The sequence below is a fragment of the Microbulbifer litoralis genome (assembly GCF_023634065.1).
GTDB lineage: Bacteria > Pseudomonadota > Gammaproteobacteria > Pseudomonadales > Cellvibrionaceae > Microbulbifer > Microbulbifer litoralis.
In genome coordinates this window covers 15,093-31,463 of sequence record NZ_JALKCV010000001.1, presented here as the reverse complement: position 1 = coordinate 31,463, position 16,371 = coordinate 15,093, and the positions used below count along the sequence as shown (strand labels likewise).

Sequence of the window (16,371 nt, the reverse complement as noted above, 5' to 3'; positions counted from 1 at the left end):
TGCCGCTTGCCGGCCTGTTTTTTATCCCACCATACCACCGCCTGTCCCCGGGACGGGGCGGGATGGCCTCTTTCGTGCCCCGCCGGCTGGCGCCTTGCCAGAATGCTGCAACCTGATAACCGACGGAGCAAAATCATGACACAACCCGGCACACAGCGTCGATACGATATCGACTGGCTGCGCACCCTGGCATTCGCGGTGCTGATCCTGTACCACCTGGGTATGTACTATGTGGCCGACTGGGGCTGGCATCTCAAGAGCGGGCAGACGTCGGAGTGGCTGCAGAACCTGATGATGCTCACCGCCCCCTGGCGCATGTCGCTGCTGTTCTTTATCTCGGCGCTGGCGCTGGCCCTGGTGCAGCGGCGCGGCGGCCTGCAACTGGCCGGACTGCGCAGCCGGCGGCTGCTGGTGCCGCTGCTATTCGGCATGTTCGTGATCGTGGTGCCGCAGGTGTATATCGAGGCGCGCAGCCAGGATCTGGTGGGGCCGGGTTTCTTCCGCTTCTGGGGCCAGTACATCAACCCGCGCACCGACCTGCTGAGCGAACACCACACACCCATCGGCCTGCTGACCTGGAACCACCTCTGGTTCCTGCCGTACCTGTGGCTGTACAGCCTGTTGCTGTTGCCGCTGCGCAATCCGCTGCGGCGGCTGTCGCGGGGCGGGGGCTTCCAGCGGATTCCGCCCCTGGCTGCGATCGCCGCGGCGGTGCTTGTCCTGATGCTCGTGTGGCTGTGCCTTCACGCGCGCTTCCCGTCCACCCACGCGCTGCTGGACGACTGGTACAACCACGGGCGCTACCTGCCGGTCTTCGTGTTCGGCTACCTGTTTGCGCTGCAGCCGCACTGGTGGCAGTTTGTCATTGACCGGCGCCGGGCATTCCTGTGCCTGGCCGTCGCCTGCTACCTGCTGATCATCGCCGACCGCAACGGAATCTTCCCGACCCTGGAGGCCGACTTTGATGCGTACCTGGAAGTGCGGCTGATGGTTGGCGCCGTGGTGGCCCTGAACCACTGGGCCTGGATCTTCTGCGTGGTGGGTTATGCCGGCCGCTACCTGAACCGGCCGAACCCGCTACTGCGCTACGCCAACCCGGCCATACTGCCGTGGTACATGCTGCACCAGACGCTGATCATCGTGTTCGCCTGGTGGCTGAAGCCGCTGGCACTGCCGCTCGGGTTCGAGGCGCCGGTATTGCTGGCGCTGACGGTCGCGGGTTGTCTCGGTGGCTATGCGGTGATCCGTCGGGTAAGTGTATTGCGTTGGCTGTGCGGGATGTCCGTGGGGAAGGGCCGGGAAACGATTCCCGGGCCAGAGCTTTCCCGCCAGGCGGCCGGCTGAGTATTCCGGAAATATTCCTGTAATGGTTCGTACGCTTCAGCGCTTCTGGAATCTCTTGTAGTTTCAGGACAATGAAAACAGTCACTGTTAATCCTGCAAAAGAAAATACACGTCAATGCTGAGAACGGGTTGGGAAATAATAATTTCCTCTGTTGATCGGGATGGGAAATCCCGTACGGTTGTCGCGAAGTTTCAATCAATCGTCGCCATGCGCCCCGTTGAAAGGGAAACACAACAATAACCGACCTGGATCAAATTATGACAAGGAAACAGTTTTTATTGGCGATTGCCATCTGCTGTGTCGGCCTGTCGACGCTGTCGGCCCGGGCAGCAGAGGGATCCCCTGGCCTGAACGCAAGGCTGGCGGCAGAAGAGCAGCGTCTCCTGCCGCAGCGGCAGGCCTATCGACAGTTTCTCTCCGACGCCTATGCTGCCTACCCGTCGATCCCGCCCGGCACCCTGGAAGCCATCGCCTATGTTCAGAGCCGCTGGGTCCACCTGGATCCGGATCGGAATAGCGGTACGGGCAGTCACCAGCATATGCCGAAGGCCTACGGGGTTATGGGACTCTACGCCGGGGATGGAATGGCCGACCAGGTGTCCACAGCCTCTGCAATAACCGGCCTGACGGTGGAGCAGATCAAGCGCGATCCGGGAGCGAATATACTCGCCGCGGCGGCGTTGCTGGATTCGGAGTTGCGCAGGGAGGTCGATCGGCTGGATCTGCTGCGCGGAGGAATGATCCGGCGGCCCGCGATGGAGGATATGGTACCGGCGCTGAAGCGCTATTCCGGTTTGTCCGAATATCCGCAGGAAAATGTTGCGCAGGAATATGCCCGCACCAGCTTTGCCTATGATGTGCTCCTGACCCTGGACCGCGGTGTGGACGACCGGGGCATCCGTGTGCCGGAAAAGGCAATCGCCTGGGAACGTGCCTTTACACCGCGGCAGCTGACGACTTTGCGTGCCCCTTTCGTGCGGTTGCAGGTGACAGAAGACGCACTGGAGACCCGCGAGTATCGCCTGGACCCGATCACTGAAACACTCCAGCGCAAGGGGCCGGCACCCGATAGACTGGAGCCGCAGGGCCCGGATGCCGGTCTGCGGGGGTCGCAGGATCCGGAGAGCAGCATCGAGCCGCAGAGCCTCCTGGGTACCCAGAGCGCCGATTACGGGCCGGCGCTCTGGGTGGCCTCTCCCTACTACCACTCGCGTTCCTCCTATGGCTCCACCACCATCCACACGGCCCAGGGGAGCTACGCCGGCACGATCAGCTGGTTCCAGAACAATCCCTACTCGGTCAGTGCGCACTATGTCATCCGCAGTTCCGATGGGCAGGTAACGCAGATGGTGCGCAACCACCATGCGGCCCATCACGTCGGCGTGCACAACGGCACCACGCTCGGCATCGAGCACGAGGGATATGTCAGCAACAGCTCCTGGTATACCACGGCGATGTACAACAGCTCCGCGGCCCTGGTGCGCAGTTTCTGCAACAGTTACGCCGCCATCAACTGTGCCAACGCTTACAGTGGGCCGGCGCATAGTGACGTGGTGGTGCTGCCTTCCTCCATCGATGTAAAAGGGCACCAGCACTACACCAGCCAGACCCATACGGATCCCGGTATCAACTGGAACTGGTCGCACTACTATGCGCTGCTCAATCCCGGCAGCGGCGGTTCCACCACCGTGCTGGATTCCTTCGAGAGCAGTGAAGGACATTTCTATACCAGCCCCACGTACTCGGGCAGTACTGTCGGGGTTTCCACCCAGTCCACGGCTACGCGGGATTGCAACAACCGTTACCAGGGCAGCTGTTCATTGCGGGTCGCATTGCGGGACGATACCGGCAGTAGCAGCGACTGGGCGGTGCGGTTGCTCTCCGGGGCCGGCAACCCGGGCGCCAATGTGCCACTTTCCGGTGACGGTCGTATCGGCTACTGGGTGTATGCCGCGGCCAGTGGCATGCGTGTATCGATCGGTATCGACGACAGCGACGGCACCGAGCGCGGCTACAGCAAGAGCCTCGCCGCCAACAGCTGGACCTTTGTCGAATGGGATCTGGGTGACAGCGACGACTGGTACGCCTGGGTCGGCGGGGCAAACGGCAGCATCGATGCGGGCACCGTGACCCTGGATGCTGTCTGGATATTGCGTGACCCGGATACGGCCTACAATGTGAATCTGTATCTGGACGGGGTACAGGTTCAGGACTGAGCCCGGCGCCGGCCATTGAAGGGGTGCAGCAATTGCTGCACCCCTCAAAGCAGTCTGTCTGAAGCGTATCGGAATTAAACTTCCTGCGCGGTCGGACGGAACAGTATTTCGTTGATATCCACATCCTCCGGTTGGCTGATGGCAAACGCCACAGCGCGGGCGAAAGCGTCGGCGGGGATGGCCACTTTCTCGTAGAACGCTTTCATGCCCTCGGCGACTTCCGGATCGTTGATGGAATCGTTGAGCTCGGTCGCCACGGCCCCCGGCGAGACGATGGTGCTGCGGATATTGTAGGGCGTCATTTCCATGCGCAGGCCTTCGGAGATGGCGCGCACGGCGTGCTTGGTGGCGCAGTAGACGGTGCCGGGCGGCAGTACCTTGTGCCCTGCGACAGAAGACACGTTGATGATGTGACCGGATTTCTGTTGCTGCATATGCGGCAGGACGGCGGCGATACCGTAGAGGACGCCCTTGATATTGACGTCGATCTGCTGGTCCCATTCCTCCACGCGCAGTTTCTCCAGCGGTGCCTGTGGCATGATACCGGCATTGTTGAGCATCACATCGACACGGCCGTGGGTATCAATGGCCGCCTTTACGAGCGCTTCCACTTGGTCGCGCTCGACCACGTCGGTCGTCACGGCCAGGGCCTTGCCCCCGTTCTGGTTGATTTCGTCCGCCAGCTGCTGCAGGCGTTCGGTGCGGCGGGCACCGAGTACCAGGGTGGCGCCTTCGGCCGCCAGGTGACGGGCGGTGGCTTCGCCCAGGCCGCTGCTGGCACCGGTGATGACAACGACTTTGCCTTCGATGTTGTTGCTCATATGCATAACTCCCAGGGATTGTGAATCGGGTTCGCTGGTGTCGTTCAACGTGGCGGTATTGTCCCTGCCGCGCGCCGAGTGCGCGACTGTATTCCTCTGGCATTCTTGCCTATTACGATGGCGTTATAAGCACAGGGGCAAGAGAGTACCCGGAAAACGGCACAATCCGGTTTCGCTCCGGAGTAGCCGGCAGGAAGCTGCCGCTTGAGAGCCGCCAGCCAGCTGCCGGGTATTGGCCGCTGCCGGTAATGATATGGTCGGTTGGCGAAAGCGGCGGGGCGGGATTCCCTTCCCGGAGGCGATGTTCAGAATCGGGATAGCTCATCGCGCAGGTCCCGCTCCAGTTCGGCGGCTTCGGTAATCCAGACGCTGCCGTCCGGGGCCGGGAAGACACCGATCTCGATGCCGTCCCGCTCCAGGCCGGAAAGCCACTTTTTCAGGAACTGGGGCAGGGCGATGCTCTTTGGCGTGAGGTCGCTGTCGTCGCCGGCATAGATCGCGGCAAATTCCGCTGCGGGCCATACCGGCAGGTACTCGAAACCGCCCTGTTCGTCGGCGTGTAGTTTCAGGAAGTGTTGCTCACTGTTGACCAGGATCCAGACCTCCCGCTCCTCGCCCACCAGGTCCAGGAAAACTTCGTAGCGGTCTTCGGTATCCAGTTCCAGGATGGCTTGCTGTTCTTCTTTGCTCATGGTGCGATCTGCTTTCCCGGTAAGTACTCCGGCAGGAGTGAACGATAGAGGAAGGGACAGGCCAACGTCTGCCGACAGGAGCCCGCGCTTATGCATGGATTATACGGTAATGTCAGGGATCTACGGTCTCCAAACTGCCTGAAACAATCCGCAGAGGCACCTACACATTCAGCAGTAGGTGCTCGCGTTCCCAGGGTGAGATCTCCCGGTGGAACTGGCGCAGCTCTTTTTTCTTGACTTCCGTATACAGCAGGCAGAAGTCCCCGCCCAGGGTCCGGTGAATTTCCTCCGCATCCTCAAAGATACGCAGTGCTTCATCGAAGGTGGTGGGGATATAGGCCTGTGCCTGCTGGCTGTCATCCAGTTCGCCCTCCGCGGGCGCGCCGGGGTCGATTCTGTTGACCATCCCCAGGTATCCGCAGGCCAGGCTGGCGGCAATCGACAGGTAGGGATTGGTATCCACGCCGATCACCCGGTTCTCCAGGCGCCGGTCCCGGGGCCCGGAGTGTGGCACCCGCAGGCCCGTGGCGCGGTTGTCGTAGCCCCAGGCCAGGTTGGTCGGCGCGCTGGAGTTGGCCGCCGACTCAAAGCGCCGATAGGAATTGACGTTCGGGGCAATCAGCGGCATCACCTCGATCAGGTGTTTCTGGGTGCCGCCGACAAAATGGTGGAACAGCTCCGTCGCCTCACCCCGATCATCGGAAAAAATATTCTGGCCGCTGGCAACATCCACCACGCTCTGGTGTACGTGCATGGCGCTGCCGGGCTGGTCGCGCATGGGCTTGGCCATAAAGGTGGCGAAGATGCCGTTGTTCAGCGCCGCCTCCTTGATGATGCGCTTGAAATAGAACACCTGGTCCGCCAGCAGCAGCGGGTCGCCGTGGGTGAGATTGAATTCAACCTGGCCCGCGCCATCTTCCTGGATCACCGATTCGATATGCAGGCCGGCGGCCTCGGCATAATCGTAAATGGTATCGATCACCGGGCCGTACTCGTCGACGGCCGACATGGAGTAGGACTGCAATGCCGTACCGGAGCGCCCGCTGCGGCCGACTGGGGGCTGTATCGGCTCGTTGGGATCGATATTGGGCCTGGTCAGGTAGAACTCCAGCTCCGGAGCTACCACGGGCTTCCAGCCGCGCTGCCCGTACAGGTCGATCACATGCTTGAGGATATTCCGCGGCGCGCAGGCAATCGGCCTGCCGTCGAATTCCTGCAGGTCGTGAATGATCTGCAATGTGGCCTGCTTGGCCCAGGGCGCCGCCATGGCCGTGGACATATCCGGCACCAGCACCATATCGCTCTCGGCCCACTGGTTGGCGATATCCATTTCCACATCCTGGCCGGTGATGGTCTGGTAGAAAATGGAAATCGGCAGGTAGAGCGGCTTGTCCGGTGAGAAATTCTTCAGCGGCATCGCCTTGCCGCGGGACATGCCGTTCAGGTCCGGGACGATACACTCCACCTCGTCCAGCCTGCGGCCATTGCGATAGGCCTGGAAGGCCGGGGGTAATTCGTCCAGCCAGGTACGGCTGTCGGGCTGACTCATGGTGGCTCCGGGGGATAACGGTGCCGACAGTGTAACCGAAATGCTGTTGAAGGGGGCGGGTGGTGGGCCGGCTCTCCAGGGAAGGTATTGCCGGACTGTTGGCCGGGACATCGTTCCCGTCCGGTCTCGAATCATGAGAGCCAGGCGCTATGGATATGGCGAATTCAGGTGGGGCGCACAGGTCTCGCTCAGGAAAGTAAACGGGTCTTCGGTAGAGGCTACTGCGAGTCAGCCACCCCTGCCACCGGGACCGGCGAAGAACCAGATAACCAGGCCGATAACAGGCAGTATCAACACGACCAGTATCCAGATCAGCTTCCTGAGCCCAGAAGCGGAGCTCTGCAGGATCTTGATGATGGCGTAGATATCGGCAATAAAGATCAATAGCCCGAGAACGCTTTCCATGATGACGTCACTCTCCGGAATATTCTGTCTGCTATAAACTGGCAAGTATAGACGCTGGATGCCGGTATGTGGATGTGAAGGCTCTCGTCGTGGATATCTCCCTGTTAGTAAATACTTCGGTATCAAAGGCGGGTCTATTTATGACGGGTTACGCAGTATGTTTAAATACTCAAGTTTCGGAGTTGAGAAACCTTGAAAATTGGCACAGAGCCGGGTGGCGTGGCCCTTTGCGGGACCTTGTGAGACAGGGATGTCGATTAGAGCGTACAGGGATGTATACACAGGGGGGCGCCCAGCTCGTGTCCCGCAAAGGGCCGCGCCACCCGGCCCCCCGATTTGAACCCCGAAACTTGAGTTAAATAAACGTCAAAAAACGGATCTCCTCTTTTCGCCCACTTTTGTCTGGATACCCGTCGCAATCGGTTAGTGATCACTATGGAACAGATCATCTCGAACCCAATGGCGCTGCTGGTGATGGTGGGGCTCGTCTCGATTGCGTGCCAGTACCTCGCCTTTATGCTGAAGCTGCCGGCGATACTGCCGCTGCTGCTGGCCGGGCTGGCGCTGGGCCCGATGACCGGTGTGCTCGATCCCGATGCGCTGTTCGGCGACCTGCTGTTTCCGCTCGTATCCCTGGCGGTGGCCATTATCCTGTTTGAGGGGGCGCTGACCCTCAAGTTTTCGGATCTCGCCGGGCACGGTGTCATGGTACGCAACCTGTGTACATTGGGCGCGCTGGTGACCTGGCTGGTCGCCACGCCGGCCGCCTACTATGTGCTCGGCATGCCGATGCAACTGGCCGCGCTGTTTGGTGCCATTGTCACGGTCACCGGGCCGACCGTCATCGTGCCGATGTTGCGTTCGGTGCGGCCCAATACCCGAATCTCCAATATCCTTCGCTGGGAAGGCATCGTCATCGACCCGATCGGGGCGCTGCTTGCGGTGCTGGTGTACGAGTACATTGTCGCGTTGCAGGATGCCGTTGGCCACACGGTGGTGATTTTCCTGCAGGTAGTGGCGATCGGTTTTGGCATCGGTTCCCTGATGGGGTACTTCCTGGGCGCGCTGCTCAGGAACAACTGGGTCCCCCACTACCTGCGCAATACCGCGGTTCTCACGCTGATGCTCGGCGCCTACGCCGCCTCCGACCTGATGTCCCATGAGTCCGGCCTGCTGACGGTAACCGTAATGGGCCTCTGGATGGCCAATATGAAAGGCCTGGACGTCGACGATATCCTCGAGTTCAAGGAAACCCTCAGCGTCCTGCTGATCTCGGCGCTGTTTATCCTGCTGGCCGCACGTGTGGAGTTTTCCGCGCTGGCGCAGTTGGGGTGGGGCGCGCTGCTGGTATTGGTGGCGATCATGTTCGTTGCCCGGCCGCTGTCCGTGTTCCTGTCATCGCCCGGGTCGGGATTGAACTGGCGCGAGCTGGCGATGCTCAGCTGGATTGCGCCGCGCGGCATCGTCGCCGCCGCGGTGTCGGCCCTGTTTGCGCTGAAGCTGGATGCGCTGGGGCTGGCCAAGTCCGAGCTGCTGGTGCCGATGGTATTTCTGGTGATTATTGTCACCGTCGTGTTCCAGAGCCTGACGGCCAAGCCCGTCGCCAAGCTGCTGGATGTCCGCGCGCCCTATCCCAACGGTTACCTGTTGTTCGGCGGCGGCAGGTTTGCGCGGCTGCTGGCAAAAGACCTGGTGGAGAAGGAGGTGCCCGTCATCATTGCGGATACTAACTGGGACGCCCTGCGCGAGGCGCGGATGGAGGGTATCTCCACATACTACGGCAACCCGATCTCGGAGCACGCCGGCCGGACCCTGGATCTCTCCGCCATTGGCACGGTGCTGGTGCTGTCACCCTACAAACAGCTCAACCCGCTGGTGACCTATCACTTCGAGCACCTGCTCGGCAAAGGCTCGGTACTCGGCCTGAGCCCCGGCGCACCGGAAGAGCGGGCCAGCCACCGGGTATCGGAGGACTACGCGAAAAAACTGGAGCTGTTTTCCGAGAGCGCCACTTATGGCCGCCTGGCCAGCCTGGTGGCGAAAGGGGCTACGATCAGGACGACGGGCCTGACGGAAAGCTTTGTGGTTGAGGACTACAGACAAAAATATGGTAACCGCGCCATATGGCTGTATGCGGTGGATCCGCAGGGCAAGATCCATATCTGTACGGTTTCGCATGAGTTTGAGCTTAAGGCTGACTGGCAGATTGTCAGCCTTGTGAGTTCCGCATAGACCAATGCTGCGTATTTTCATCCTTGTGAACAAGAAAAACACTATTGGCCGGGCCGTTGATCCTGATACCGTGTCGATGTAGATACATTCTGGTATCGGTGGTTACACCTTCAATTTTTCTTATGAAAATGTTCATGAAAAAACGATGGTTTCCATCGATAGTGAAAAAACTACACCAGAGTAATACACTGGTTTTAGCTATTCTCGCTTAATCTGAAAATCTACCGAAAGTTCGGCCTCGTACTGGATTTCATCAAAAGAGGATGTCTGATAAGAAGAGGGTTCCGCGGATTGTGACTCGTAGCCGTTTCGTGCTCTTCGGACTGCGGTAACAACCACTTCCTCTAGAGCCATGGCACCGCGGGTGGCCTGGAAGCCCGCGTTTGAATTGCGAATCCCGATTGGGGTCAGCTTGATACCAAGTGTCTGCTCATAGGTCGCTTTCTGGTCCATGATCCGTTGCAGGGCCAGCGACTTTACCTGCTTGTTGTATTCCTGCTCCTTCGAGTGCTCGAAGGTGGTATCGGAGAGCTCTACCTCCTGATTCTGGTCTGCCAGCCGCGCTATGGCCTCGAGTTGGGATTCCTCGTCGATCGTGATCGCTATCCGGTTGATCACCTTGTAGCTGCTGGGAGTGCTGCCGAGCCAGCCGTACTGGGGAGAGGATGAGAACTTGGAGTTCCTGATCTCTTCCCGCGGAATACCGGCGGCGTTGAGCGTATTGCCAAGCCTCTCCCGCAGAGTGCTGTTACTCGCAATGGCGTCGGCCAGCTGTTTCTCTTCGGTGCTGACTACCAGGCTTACAATCGCCTTGTCAGAATAGGCTTTTTTCTCCGCGTTGCCATGGATGGTGACGATATTGTCCGAAGGGTACAGGAGTCCACGCAGGTCCTGTGGTGTGCCCTTGATTTCCGGGGCGGCGTGGCAAAGGGCGGAGAGTAGGGCTGTTGCCAGGAGTATGATCTTATTCATGGTAATTTTTCTTATATGGTGGATGAAGGGGGTGATACCAAAAAGTGAACCTGTCCTCTATATCCCCAGGCTGGGTATCGAGTGTAGATGGAACTACGGGCCGTGGGCAACCAGAGACTCTGGCCCTATTGATTCAGGTTTGGGTAGCGTAGAATCACCGGCTCTGATCCCACTGATTCCCCCGCGAGCACTTACCATGAAACCCTGGATCGAACTCGGCACCGCCCAGATCCCCAATAACGGCGGCATACTCACGCTGCGCCAGCGCGATCGGGAGTTCTCCATTGCCCTGAGCGGCCCGCGCGGTGAGCTGATGAACAGTCGCCGCTTTAACAGCGAACGGGAGCTTTCGCTGCTGGGCTGTGCCCATCTGAAACAGCGCGAGAGTGCCCGGGTGGTAGTGGGCGGTATGGGCATGGGGTACACCCTCGCCGCGGCCCTCGAGGTACTGCCGCCCAGTGCGGAGGTGATTGTCGCCGACCTGATCCCCGAAGTAGTGAAGTGGAACCGCGGGCCATTGGGAGACTGCGCCGGCCGACCGCTGGACGACAGCCGCTGTAAGGTGCATATCGGTGATGTCGGTGAGTTGCTGGTAAAGGGCGATGGCGACTACGACGCCGTGCTGCTGGATGTCGACAACGGCCCCGAGGGGCTGACCCACAGCGACAATAACTGGCTCTACTCCCTGGATGGCACCAGCTGTATCTACGAGAGCCTGGCGCCGGGCGGCATGTTGGCGGTGTGGTCGGCCGGGCCGGACTCCTTCTACGTTCACCGGTTGAGGAAAACCGGCTTTGATGTCGAGGTCAAGACGGTGCGTGAGCGCCCCGGCAAGGGGGCGCGGCATACGATATTTCTGGCAAAGAAAACCGCCGTGTGAGACACAGGGGTAGGTAGACCAGGACAAGCTTTGAGAATTTTTTCTGCTTGGTGGCTATATATGCCGAAAATTTTACTCTGCTATTTCAATTTCTCAACACAGCGGCGGGGACTTATCAGATTATAGTGGCGGAGCTTGCTGCATGGATCGCTAAGCTTCAAGGAGAGCCTCAATTGTTTTTTTCATATAGGAAACAAGTGTCTCGAAGTCATTCTGTTTCTCTTCCCATCGATCTTCAATCTTTCCGAGATAGCCTTCACGAGCGTACTTCAATAACATCGCGTGGCTGGATGGTGCTTGCCTTTCTGCCCAGATTGCCGCCAAATCCTTTGGCGCAATGTCACCAGTAGCAGCAGTCAGCCACATCCGTGACAAGGTCAAAACTACATTGCGTTCATCACCCGTTGCCTCCCCTAAAAGAGTGGGCAAAGAATCTCGAATTGCCTTTCGGATATCAGTGATTGGTACCGGATCGAAAACCTCATCAGCATTGCTCCCGCACAACGCCAGGCTGTTATCGACTACCTTTTTAACACAATCGCAAGGTCGGGGTCGCGGGCAGGTTCCGGAATTTTTCCGGTTTCGAACTCCCCTCGTAACCACTCACCGTATATTAGCTCAGCCCGAGGCGGAAATTGCCATGGTACAACAGCAGAGGTCGTTACAACAGTCAGCTCTACCGGCCTGTCGGACTGTGGATTCCCGATCGCGCCCGAGACATTCATCAACTGAGTAACCAGGGCTTCTCTTTGCAGAAAAGTAGGCGGCTCAGTAACCGCGACCAAGATATCTACATCACTGTCACGCTTTAAACCGCCGACAACAGCGGAACCGAAAAGGTAAATACCAATGATCGAATCGCTAAGTATATTTTCAGCGACCAACTGTGCTTGTTTCGCTTCATCAGGAATTACTGGGTTCACCCTTCTTCTCCGGCAAGAATAGTGCTCGAATAATCATGGGTGAGTAGATCTGTTGCTGGTGGGAAAATCATAAACTTCCGCCCAGATTGCAGATCTTTGGCTCGAAAATGGGCGTGATCAGGAGAGTTGTGCGCATGGTGGTGATTGGGCGTCGAAGTATTGTGTCAAATTCAAGACCTGACCCCTTCGCTTTCTGCACCCTTAAGGTGTTGCCAGATCGATGAGAAAGACAGGCCTATCTGATTATATGGTAAGATCCATTGATGATCTTCTGACAGCAGCCAGTCCTTTACTCTTATTCCCTAGACAAGTCTATCTCCCTTGGGTACATCGCTTTCCCTGTACAGGGTGGGATGGCTGGTGTCGGTTGTCGGCCTTGCCAATGCTCCTTCGAATTCCTTGATGATATCTCTTAGGTCATCCATCGTTCTAAATTTATGGACGTAGGCTTCCTTTGCCATACTACTTCCGATGCTTTATATGGCTAATTCCGAGAATGAAATAAACGTCAAAAATAGATCTGTTCCCTTTACCCTAAGCAGGCTGCGGTATCTCGTCGCCTGGCTCATAGAGCACTCCGTCTACCTGCTTTTTGAATATACCTCTTGAAATAAGTTCATCAATAGCTCGTTGGTATGTTTTCGGTGTTATTCCTAAATTGGCTTGCACTTCTTTGTGAATTCCTGTTGGCCATGGTTGTGGCGGCATCTGACTTTTAACTTGCTCGAGTATTTCTTCTGATATAGGTAATTTCTGGGAGATGATTCGTATTCTAATTCGATCAGAATTTCTCTTTACTCGAACTAGAGATCCACAATTTCGGCATCGATGGTCAGATTTTGATCTATGAGCTGTCGAAAGCTCCTGCTGGAATACTGAACCGCAACCAGGGCAATCAAGGTCTTCTATTACTAGCTTTGGTACTTCTAAAATAGTTTTTTTGTCTTTCTTAGTGAAGGTTGATACCAACTCGATTCCACATCCAGAGCACCGGATTTCACGAATGTTATCCTTCACTTGATACTGCCCATAACTGTTCTCATATCCGCAAGATGGACAGTTGGCTGAAGTTCTTCCAGTACTAGTCCTCCTAGTAGACAGTGATGAACCTGTAATCTCACGCACTAAGGTACGCACCTCTTTTCTTAATGAATCGAGTTCCTCTCGATTGACGCGGTCGTCAATATCATTCGCTCCCTCTTTCCAATGCGATTCCAGAGTCTGTACCCGGTCGATTAATGCTTGTACCTCAGCTTCTCGGGATTCCCGTTCCTCTTTCTGCTCCTCCAGTTCTTCGTCAATAACACCTCTCCAATCATTTAGCGTAGTATCATTGACTGATCTTAATGTATGTAAAATATGGACTGCGCTACTAATTCTTTCAATTCTATAAGTCGATATGTCTTTTGGGGATCCGTCAAGATCGATATTAAGAGCATCCTGCAAATAGCCCGCAAGTCTGTTCAGTTGAATGGAAACGTTGTTAACCTTCTCCGCCGCATTAAGTGCATATGTGCGAAGATTGCTCTGATGTAATTCTTTAACTTCTGTAATTGCTTTTTCATTTGATTTTTCTGCATAGATATGAGCAACAATCCAGGAGCCAGCAATCGAAAGAATGGCAAGCAATGTGCTCAACAAGCCAACTTCGCGCGAAGTCAAATCGCCGAGTGATAGGAAGAGCAAATTTAAAGATATTGCCAATACCAGTATGCCTATCAAAATTTTTCTAAACATGCAGATTCCTTGTATTCTCAGCCATCTGGCTCAGCTGTTCGTACCTTGGCGAGATTTTTGGGGTAGAAGTGAAGCTCCAAAAAAGAGAAGCAAGGAGTTCCGGGGCAGTTGTGGCTATTTTTTATACACTAAGTACTCATTTTGTCAATGTATTGTTCAGTTAGCAAGACATTTTCCATCCAGTTTACTGTTAACCTTACAAGAAGCTTCAAGTCAGTGATATCCTGTTCTTCCCACTTTCGAATATAATGCGTCTCATCATTGCCAAGCCAAGCTGCTCGCAATGCGCATGCTTTTACATTTTGGTCATCGATGTGATCAGAAATGCACTTTCCTAGCATTAACCTCTTAATAGAGTCTGTATTTTCCGGTTTTTGGTATATTAAAAAATCTTTTACCAAAAATTCCAATGCTTTTCTTAGCCCAATCCCGACAAGCTGAGGTAGATTCTCTGACTCCGCGTGTAGAGCTTGGTTGTAGATATCAACGAACGAAGGAGAAACTTCTGATATTGAACTTGAAAACACTTCTTTTTTGGGAGAAATTGGCGCCAGGCCTACAAGATAAAAATGTGGGCGCGCTCCGGAGGGCTCACCCGATGCCGTGTAAGTTGCAATAATTAGCTCTTGGCATGTTGAACTTGTACATCGGAAAACAGATTGGACTTTTTTCTGCTGACCAATATATGCAGACGTCACATGTTTTGGGTGAATACTCTTGTGGCAAGTAGGGCAAAGGTCTGGCTCTGACGTCAAACGAACGTTGTGGTTACTTCCCTGCATACTTGCTGCGTTTATATCTAAGTGCATTTTTTCTCCAGATACATAATACTTATGTCGTGGTCTCGAAGACCGATATCGTAGCGACTACTATCTGCGACAGTTATACGGTTCCGCTTCATTGCCCCCCTCCGTGCTAGCTCTTTCATATGATGAGGTTCGGACAAAACTTCTATTTTCTTCACTCTTGACGACTCATGTCCCAATCAGCCGAGGTGTTGTCGATTATGGCTAGTTAGCTGATTTTGCTGAGACTTTTAGCCATGTGCCCATAGAACTAGAAATAACGATCATCCGGGCTGTTCTTCCAGTTCAGCAACAAAAAAAGCGGGCTTTCGCCCGCTTTAAATACCTCTCTTCCTGTGAGCGACTACTTTTTCCTTTTGTAGTAATTCACTTGTCAGCCGGTGCTCACCACTGCAACGCACCGCCAGTCTGGTATTCAATCACCCGCGTCTCAAAGAAGTTCTTCTCCTTACGCAGGTCCATAATCTCGGACATCCACGGGAAGGGGTTCTGGGCGCCCGGGAACTGTTCTTTCAGGCCGAGCTGCGACAGCCGGCGGTTGGCGATAAAGTGGAGGTATTCCTCCATCATATTGGCGTTCATGCCGAGTACGCCGCGGGGCATGGTGTCGCGGGCGTAGGCCACTTCCAGTTCCATGCCTTCCAGGATCATCTGCGCCACTTCCTGCTGGAATTCCGGGGTCCACAGGTGCGGGTTTTCCAGTTTGATCTGGTTGATGACGTCGATGCCGAAGTTCAGGTGCATGGACTCGTCGCGCAGGATGTACTGGAACTGCTCAGCCACGCCGGTCATCTTGTTGCGGCGGCCCATGGACAGGATCTGGGTAAAGCCGCAGTAGAAGAAGATGCCCTCGGTCACGGCGTAGAAGGCGATCAGGTTGCGCAGTAGTTCCTGGTCGGTCTCCGGGGTGCCTGTCTTGAAGTTGGGATCGCCGATGGACTGGGTGTGCTTCAGGCTCCAGGCCGCTTTCTTGGCCACGCTGGGTACTTCGCGGTACATATTGAAGACTTCGCCTTCGTCCATGCCCAGGGATTCCACGCAGTACTGGTAGGCGTGGGTGTGAATGGCTTCCTCGAAGGACTGGCGCAGCAGGTACTGGCGGCACTCGGGGTTGGTGATATGGCGGTAGATGGCCAGCACCAGGTTGTTGGCCACCAGGGAGTCGGCGGTGGAGAAGTAGCCCAGGGAGTATTCCACGATGCGGCGCTCGTCCTCGGTCAGACCTTCGGGGTCTTTCCACATGGACACGTCCTTGTTCATGTTCACTTCCTGCGGCATCCAGTGGTTGGCGCAGCCGTCCAGGTATTTCTGCCAGGCCCAGTCGTATTTGAACGGTACCAGCTGGTTGAGGTCGGCGCGGCAGTTGATGATGCGTTTTTCATCCACTTCGATGCGCGCGGCACCCATTTCCAGTTCTTCCAGGCCCGGGGCCGGGTCCATGTCGGCGACGGCGGCGCGGGCGGCTTCCACGGCGTCTGAGGCTGGTTTGGAAACCGTGGATTGGGCCGCGGGCGACGCCGGAGCGCTGTGGCTTTTCTCTGCGCTGTGGGCACCATATGAGGTTCCCGGTTCGCGTACTTCTTGTTGCAGCGTGTCCGGCGCCGGTCGCGGTTCGGTGCTTTTCTTGGGTTGTGACGGTTGTTCGAGATCGTCCCAGCTGAGCATATGTTTGCCTTTCCGTCTTTTCGTGCGTGTGTGTTCGGTGTCTGGTCTGTTTTGGTCGGCTGTCGCCGACTTGCCGAGCTGGCGGCGGGCGCTCCCGAGCTCGGCGTTCCCAGGGGCGGCTTCGCCGC

The 16,371-nt window shown here is 56.5% G+C and carries 12 protein-coding genes and 1 pseudogene; 4 read left to right on the top strand and 9 right to left on the bottom strand.

The annotated features are described in order from the left end of the window. The first annotated feature begins 135 nt into the window (after positions 1 to 135). The gene (locus tag MWN76_RS00120) at positions 136 to 1,344 is read left to right on the top strand and encodes an acyltransferase family protein (protein ID WP_250458405.1); all 1,209 of its coding nucleotides are present in this window, start codon (positions 136 to 138) and stop codon (positions 1,342 to 1,344) included. A gap of 258 nt (positions 1,345 to 1,602) precedes the next feature. Beyond that, positions 1,603 to 3,561, top strand: a complete 1,959-nt coding sequence (locus tag MWN76_RS00115; RefSeq protein WP_250458403.1) for an N-acetylmuramoyl-L-alanine amidase — start codon at positions 1,603 to 1,605, stop codon at positions 3,559 to 3,561. 74 nt (positions 3,562 to 3,635) lie between these two features. Here MWN76_RS00115 and MWN76_RS00110 read toward each other — a convergent pair whose 3' ends face one another. From MWN76_RS00110 to MWN76_RS00095, 4 genes are all read right to left on the bottom strand, one after another. Further along, positions 3,636 to 4,382, bottom strand: a complete 747-nt coding sequence (locus MWN76_RS00110; protein WP_250458401.1) for an SDR family oxidoreductase — start codon at positions 4,380 to 4,382, stop codon at positions 3,636 to 3,638. Positions 4,383 to 4,687: 305 nt separating this feature from the next. Continuing rightward, entirely contained in the window at positions 4,688 to 5,074 is a 387-nt protein-coding gene (locus MWN76_RS00105; RefSeq protein ID WP_250458399.1) for a DUF2750 domain-containing protein, read from the bottom strand. Between the two features lie 160 nt (positions 5,075 to 5,234). Continuing rightward, positions 5,235 to 6,623, bottom strand: coding sequence for a glutamine synthetase family protein (locus MWN76_RS00100; protein WP_250458397.1), 1,389 nt, complete (start codon positions 6,621 to 6,623; stop codon positions 5,235 to 5,237). Positions 6,624 to 6,851: 228 nt separating this feature from the next. Further along, the gene (locus MWN76_RS00095; protein ID WP_250458395.1) at positions 6,852 to 7,028 is read right to left on the bottom strand and encodes a PLDc N-terminal domain-containing protein; all 177 of its coding nucleotides are present in this window, start codon (positions 7,026 to 7,028) and stop codon (positions 6,852 to 6,854) included. A gap of 435 nt (positions 7,029 to 7,463) precedes the next feature. Here MWN76_RS00095 and MWN76_RS00090 point away from each other — a divergent pair, with 435 nt between their 5' ends. After that, positions 7,464 to 9,260 carry a cation:proton antiporter gene (locus MWN76_RS00090; RefSeq protein ID WP_250458393.1) on the top strand — a complete coding sequence of 599 codons (1,797 nt, stop codon included), beginning with the start codon at positions 7,464 to 7,466 and terminating at the stop codon, positions 9,258 to 9,260. Between the two features lie 198 nt (positions 9,261 to 9,458). Here MWN76_RS00090 and MWN76_RS00085 read toward each other — a convergent pair whose 3' ends face one another. Continuing rightward, positions 9,459 to 10,232, bottom strand: coding sequence for an SIMPL domain-containing protein (locus MWN76_RS00085; RefSeq protein WP_250458392.1), 774 nt, complete (start codon positions 10,230 to 10,232; stop codon positions 9,459 to 9,461). Positions 10,233 to 10,428: 196 nt separating this feature from the next. Here MWN76_RS00085 and MWN76_RS00080 point away from each other — a divergent pair, with 196 nt between their 5' ends. Continuing rightward, positions 10,429 to 11,112, top strand: a complete 684-nt coding sequence (locus tag MWN76_RS00080) for a spermidine synthase family protein (protein WP_250458391.1) — start codon at positions 10,429 to 10,431, stop codon at positions 11,110 to 11,112. 150 nt (positions 11,113 to 11,262) lie between these two features. Here the strand turns inward: MWN76_RS00080 and MWN76_RS00075 are convergent. From MWN76_RS00075 to MWN76_RS00060, 4 genes and pseudogenes are all read right to left on the bottom strand, one after another. Continuing rightward, positions 11,263 to 12,035, bottom strand: a pseudogene (locus MWN76_RS00075) (aminoglycoside adenylyltransferase family protein). Between the two features lie 534 nt (positions 12,036 to 12,569). Then, positions 12,570 to 13,772, bottom strand: coding sequence for a hypothetical protein (locus MWN76_RS00070; protein WP_250458390.1), 1,203 nt, complete (start codon positions 13,770 to 13,772; stop codon positions 12,570 to 12,572). Positions 13,773 to 13,900: 128 nt separating this feature from the next. Then, positions 13,901 to 14,581, bottom strand: a complete 681-nt coding sequence (locus MWN76_RS00065; RefSeq protein ID WP_250458389.1) for a hypothetical protein — start codon at positions 14,579 to 14,581, stop codon at positions 13,901 to 13,903. A gap of 381 nt (positions 14,582 to 14,962) precedes the next feature. Next, a complete protein-coding gene (locus MWN76_RS00060) occupies positions 14,963 to 16,243 on the bottom strand; it encodes a ribonucleotide-diphosphate reductase subunit beta (RefSeq protein WP_250458388.1) in 1,281 nt (426 codons plus the stop codon). Positions 16,244 to 16,371: the final 128 nt, after the last annotated feature.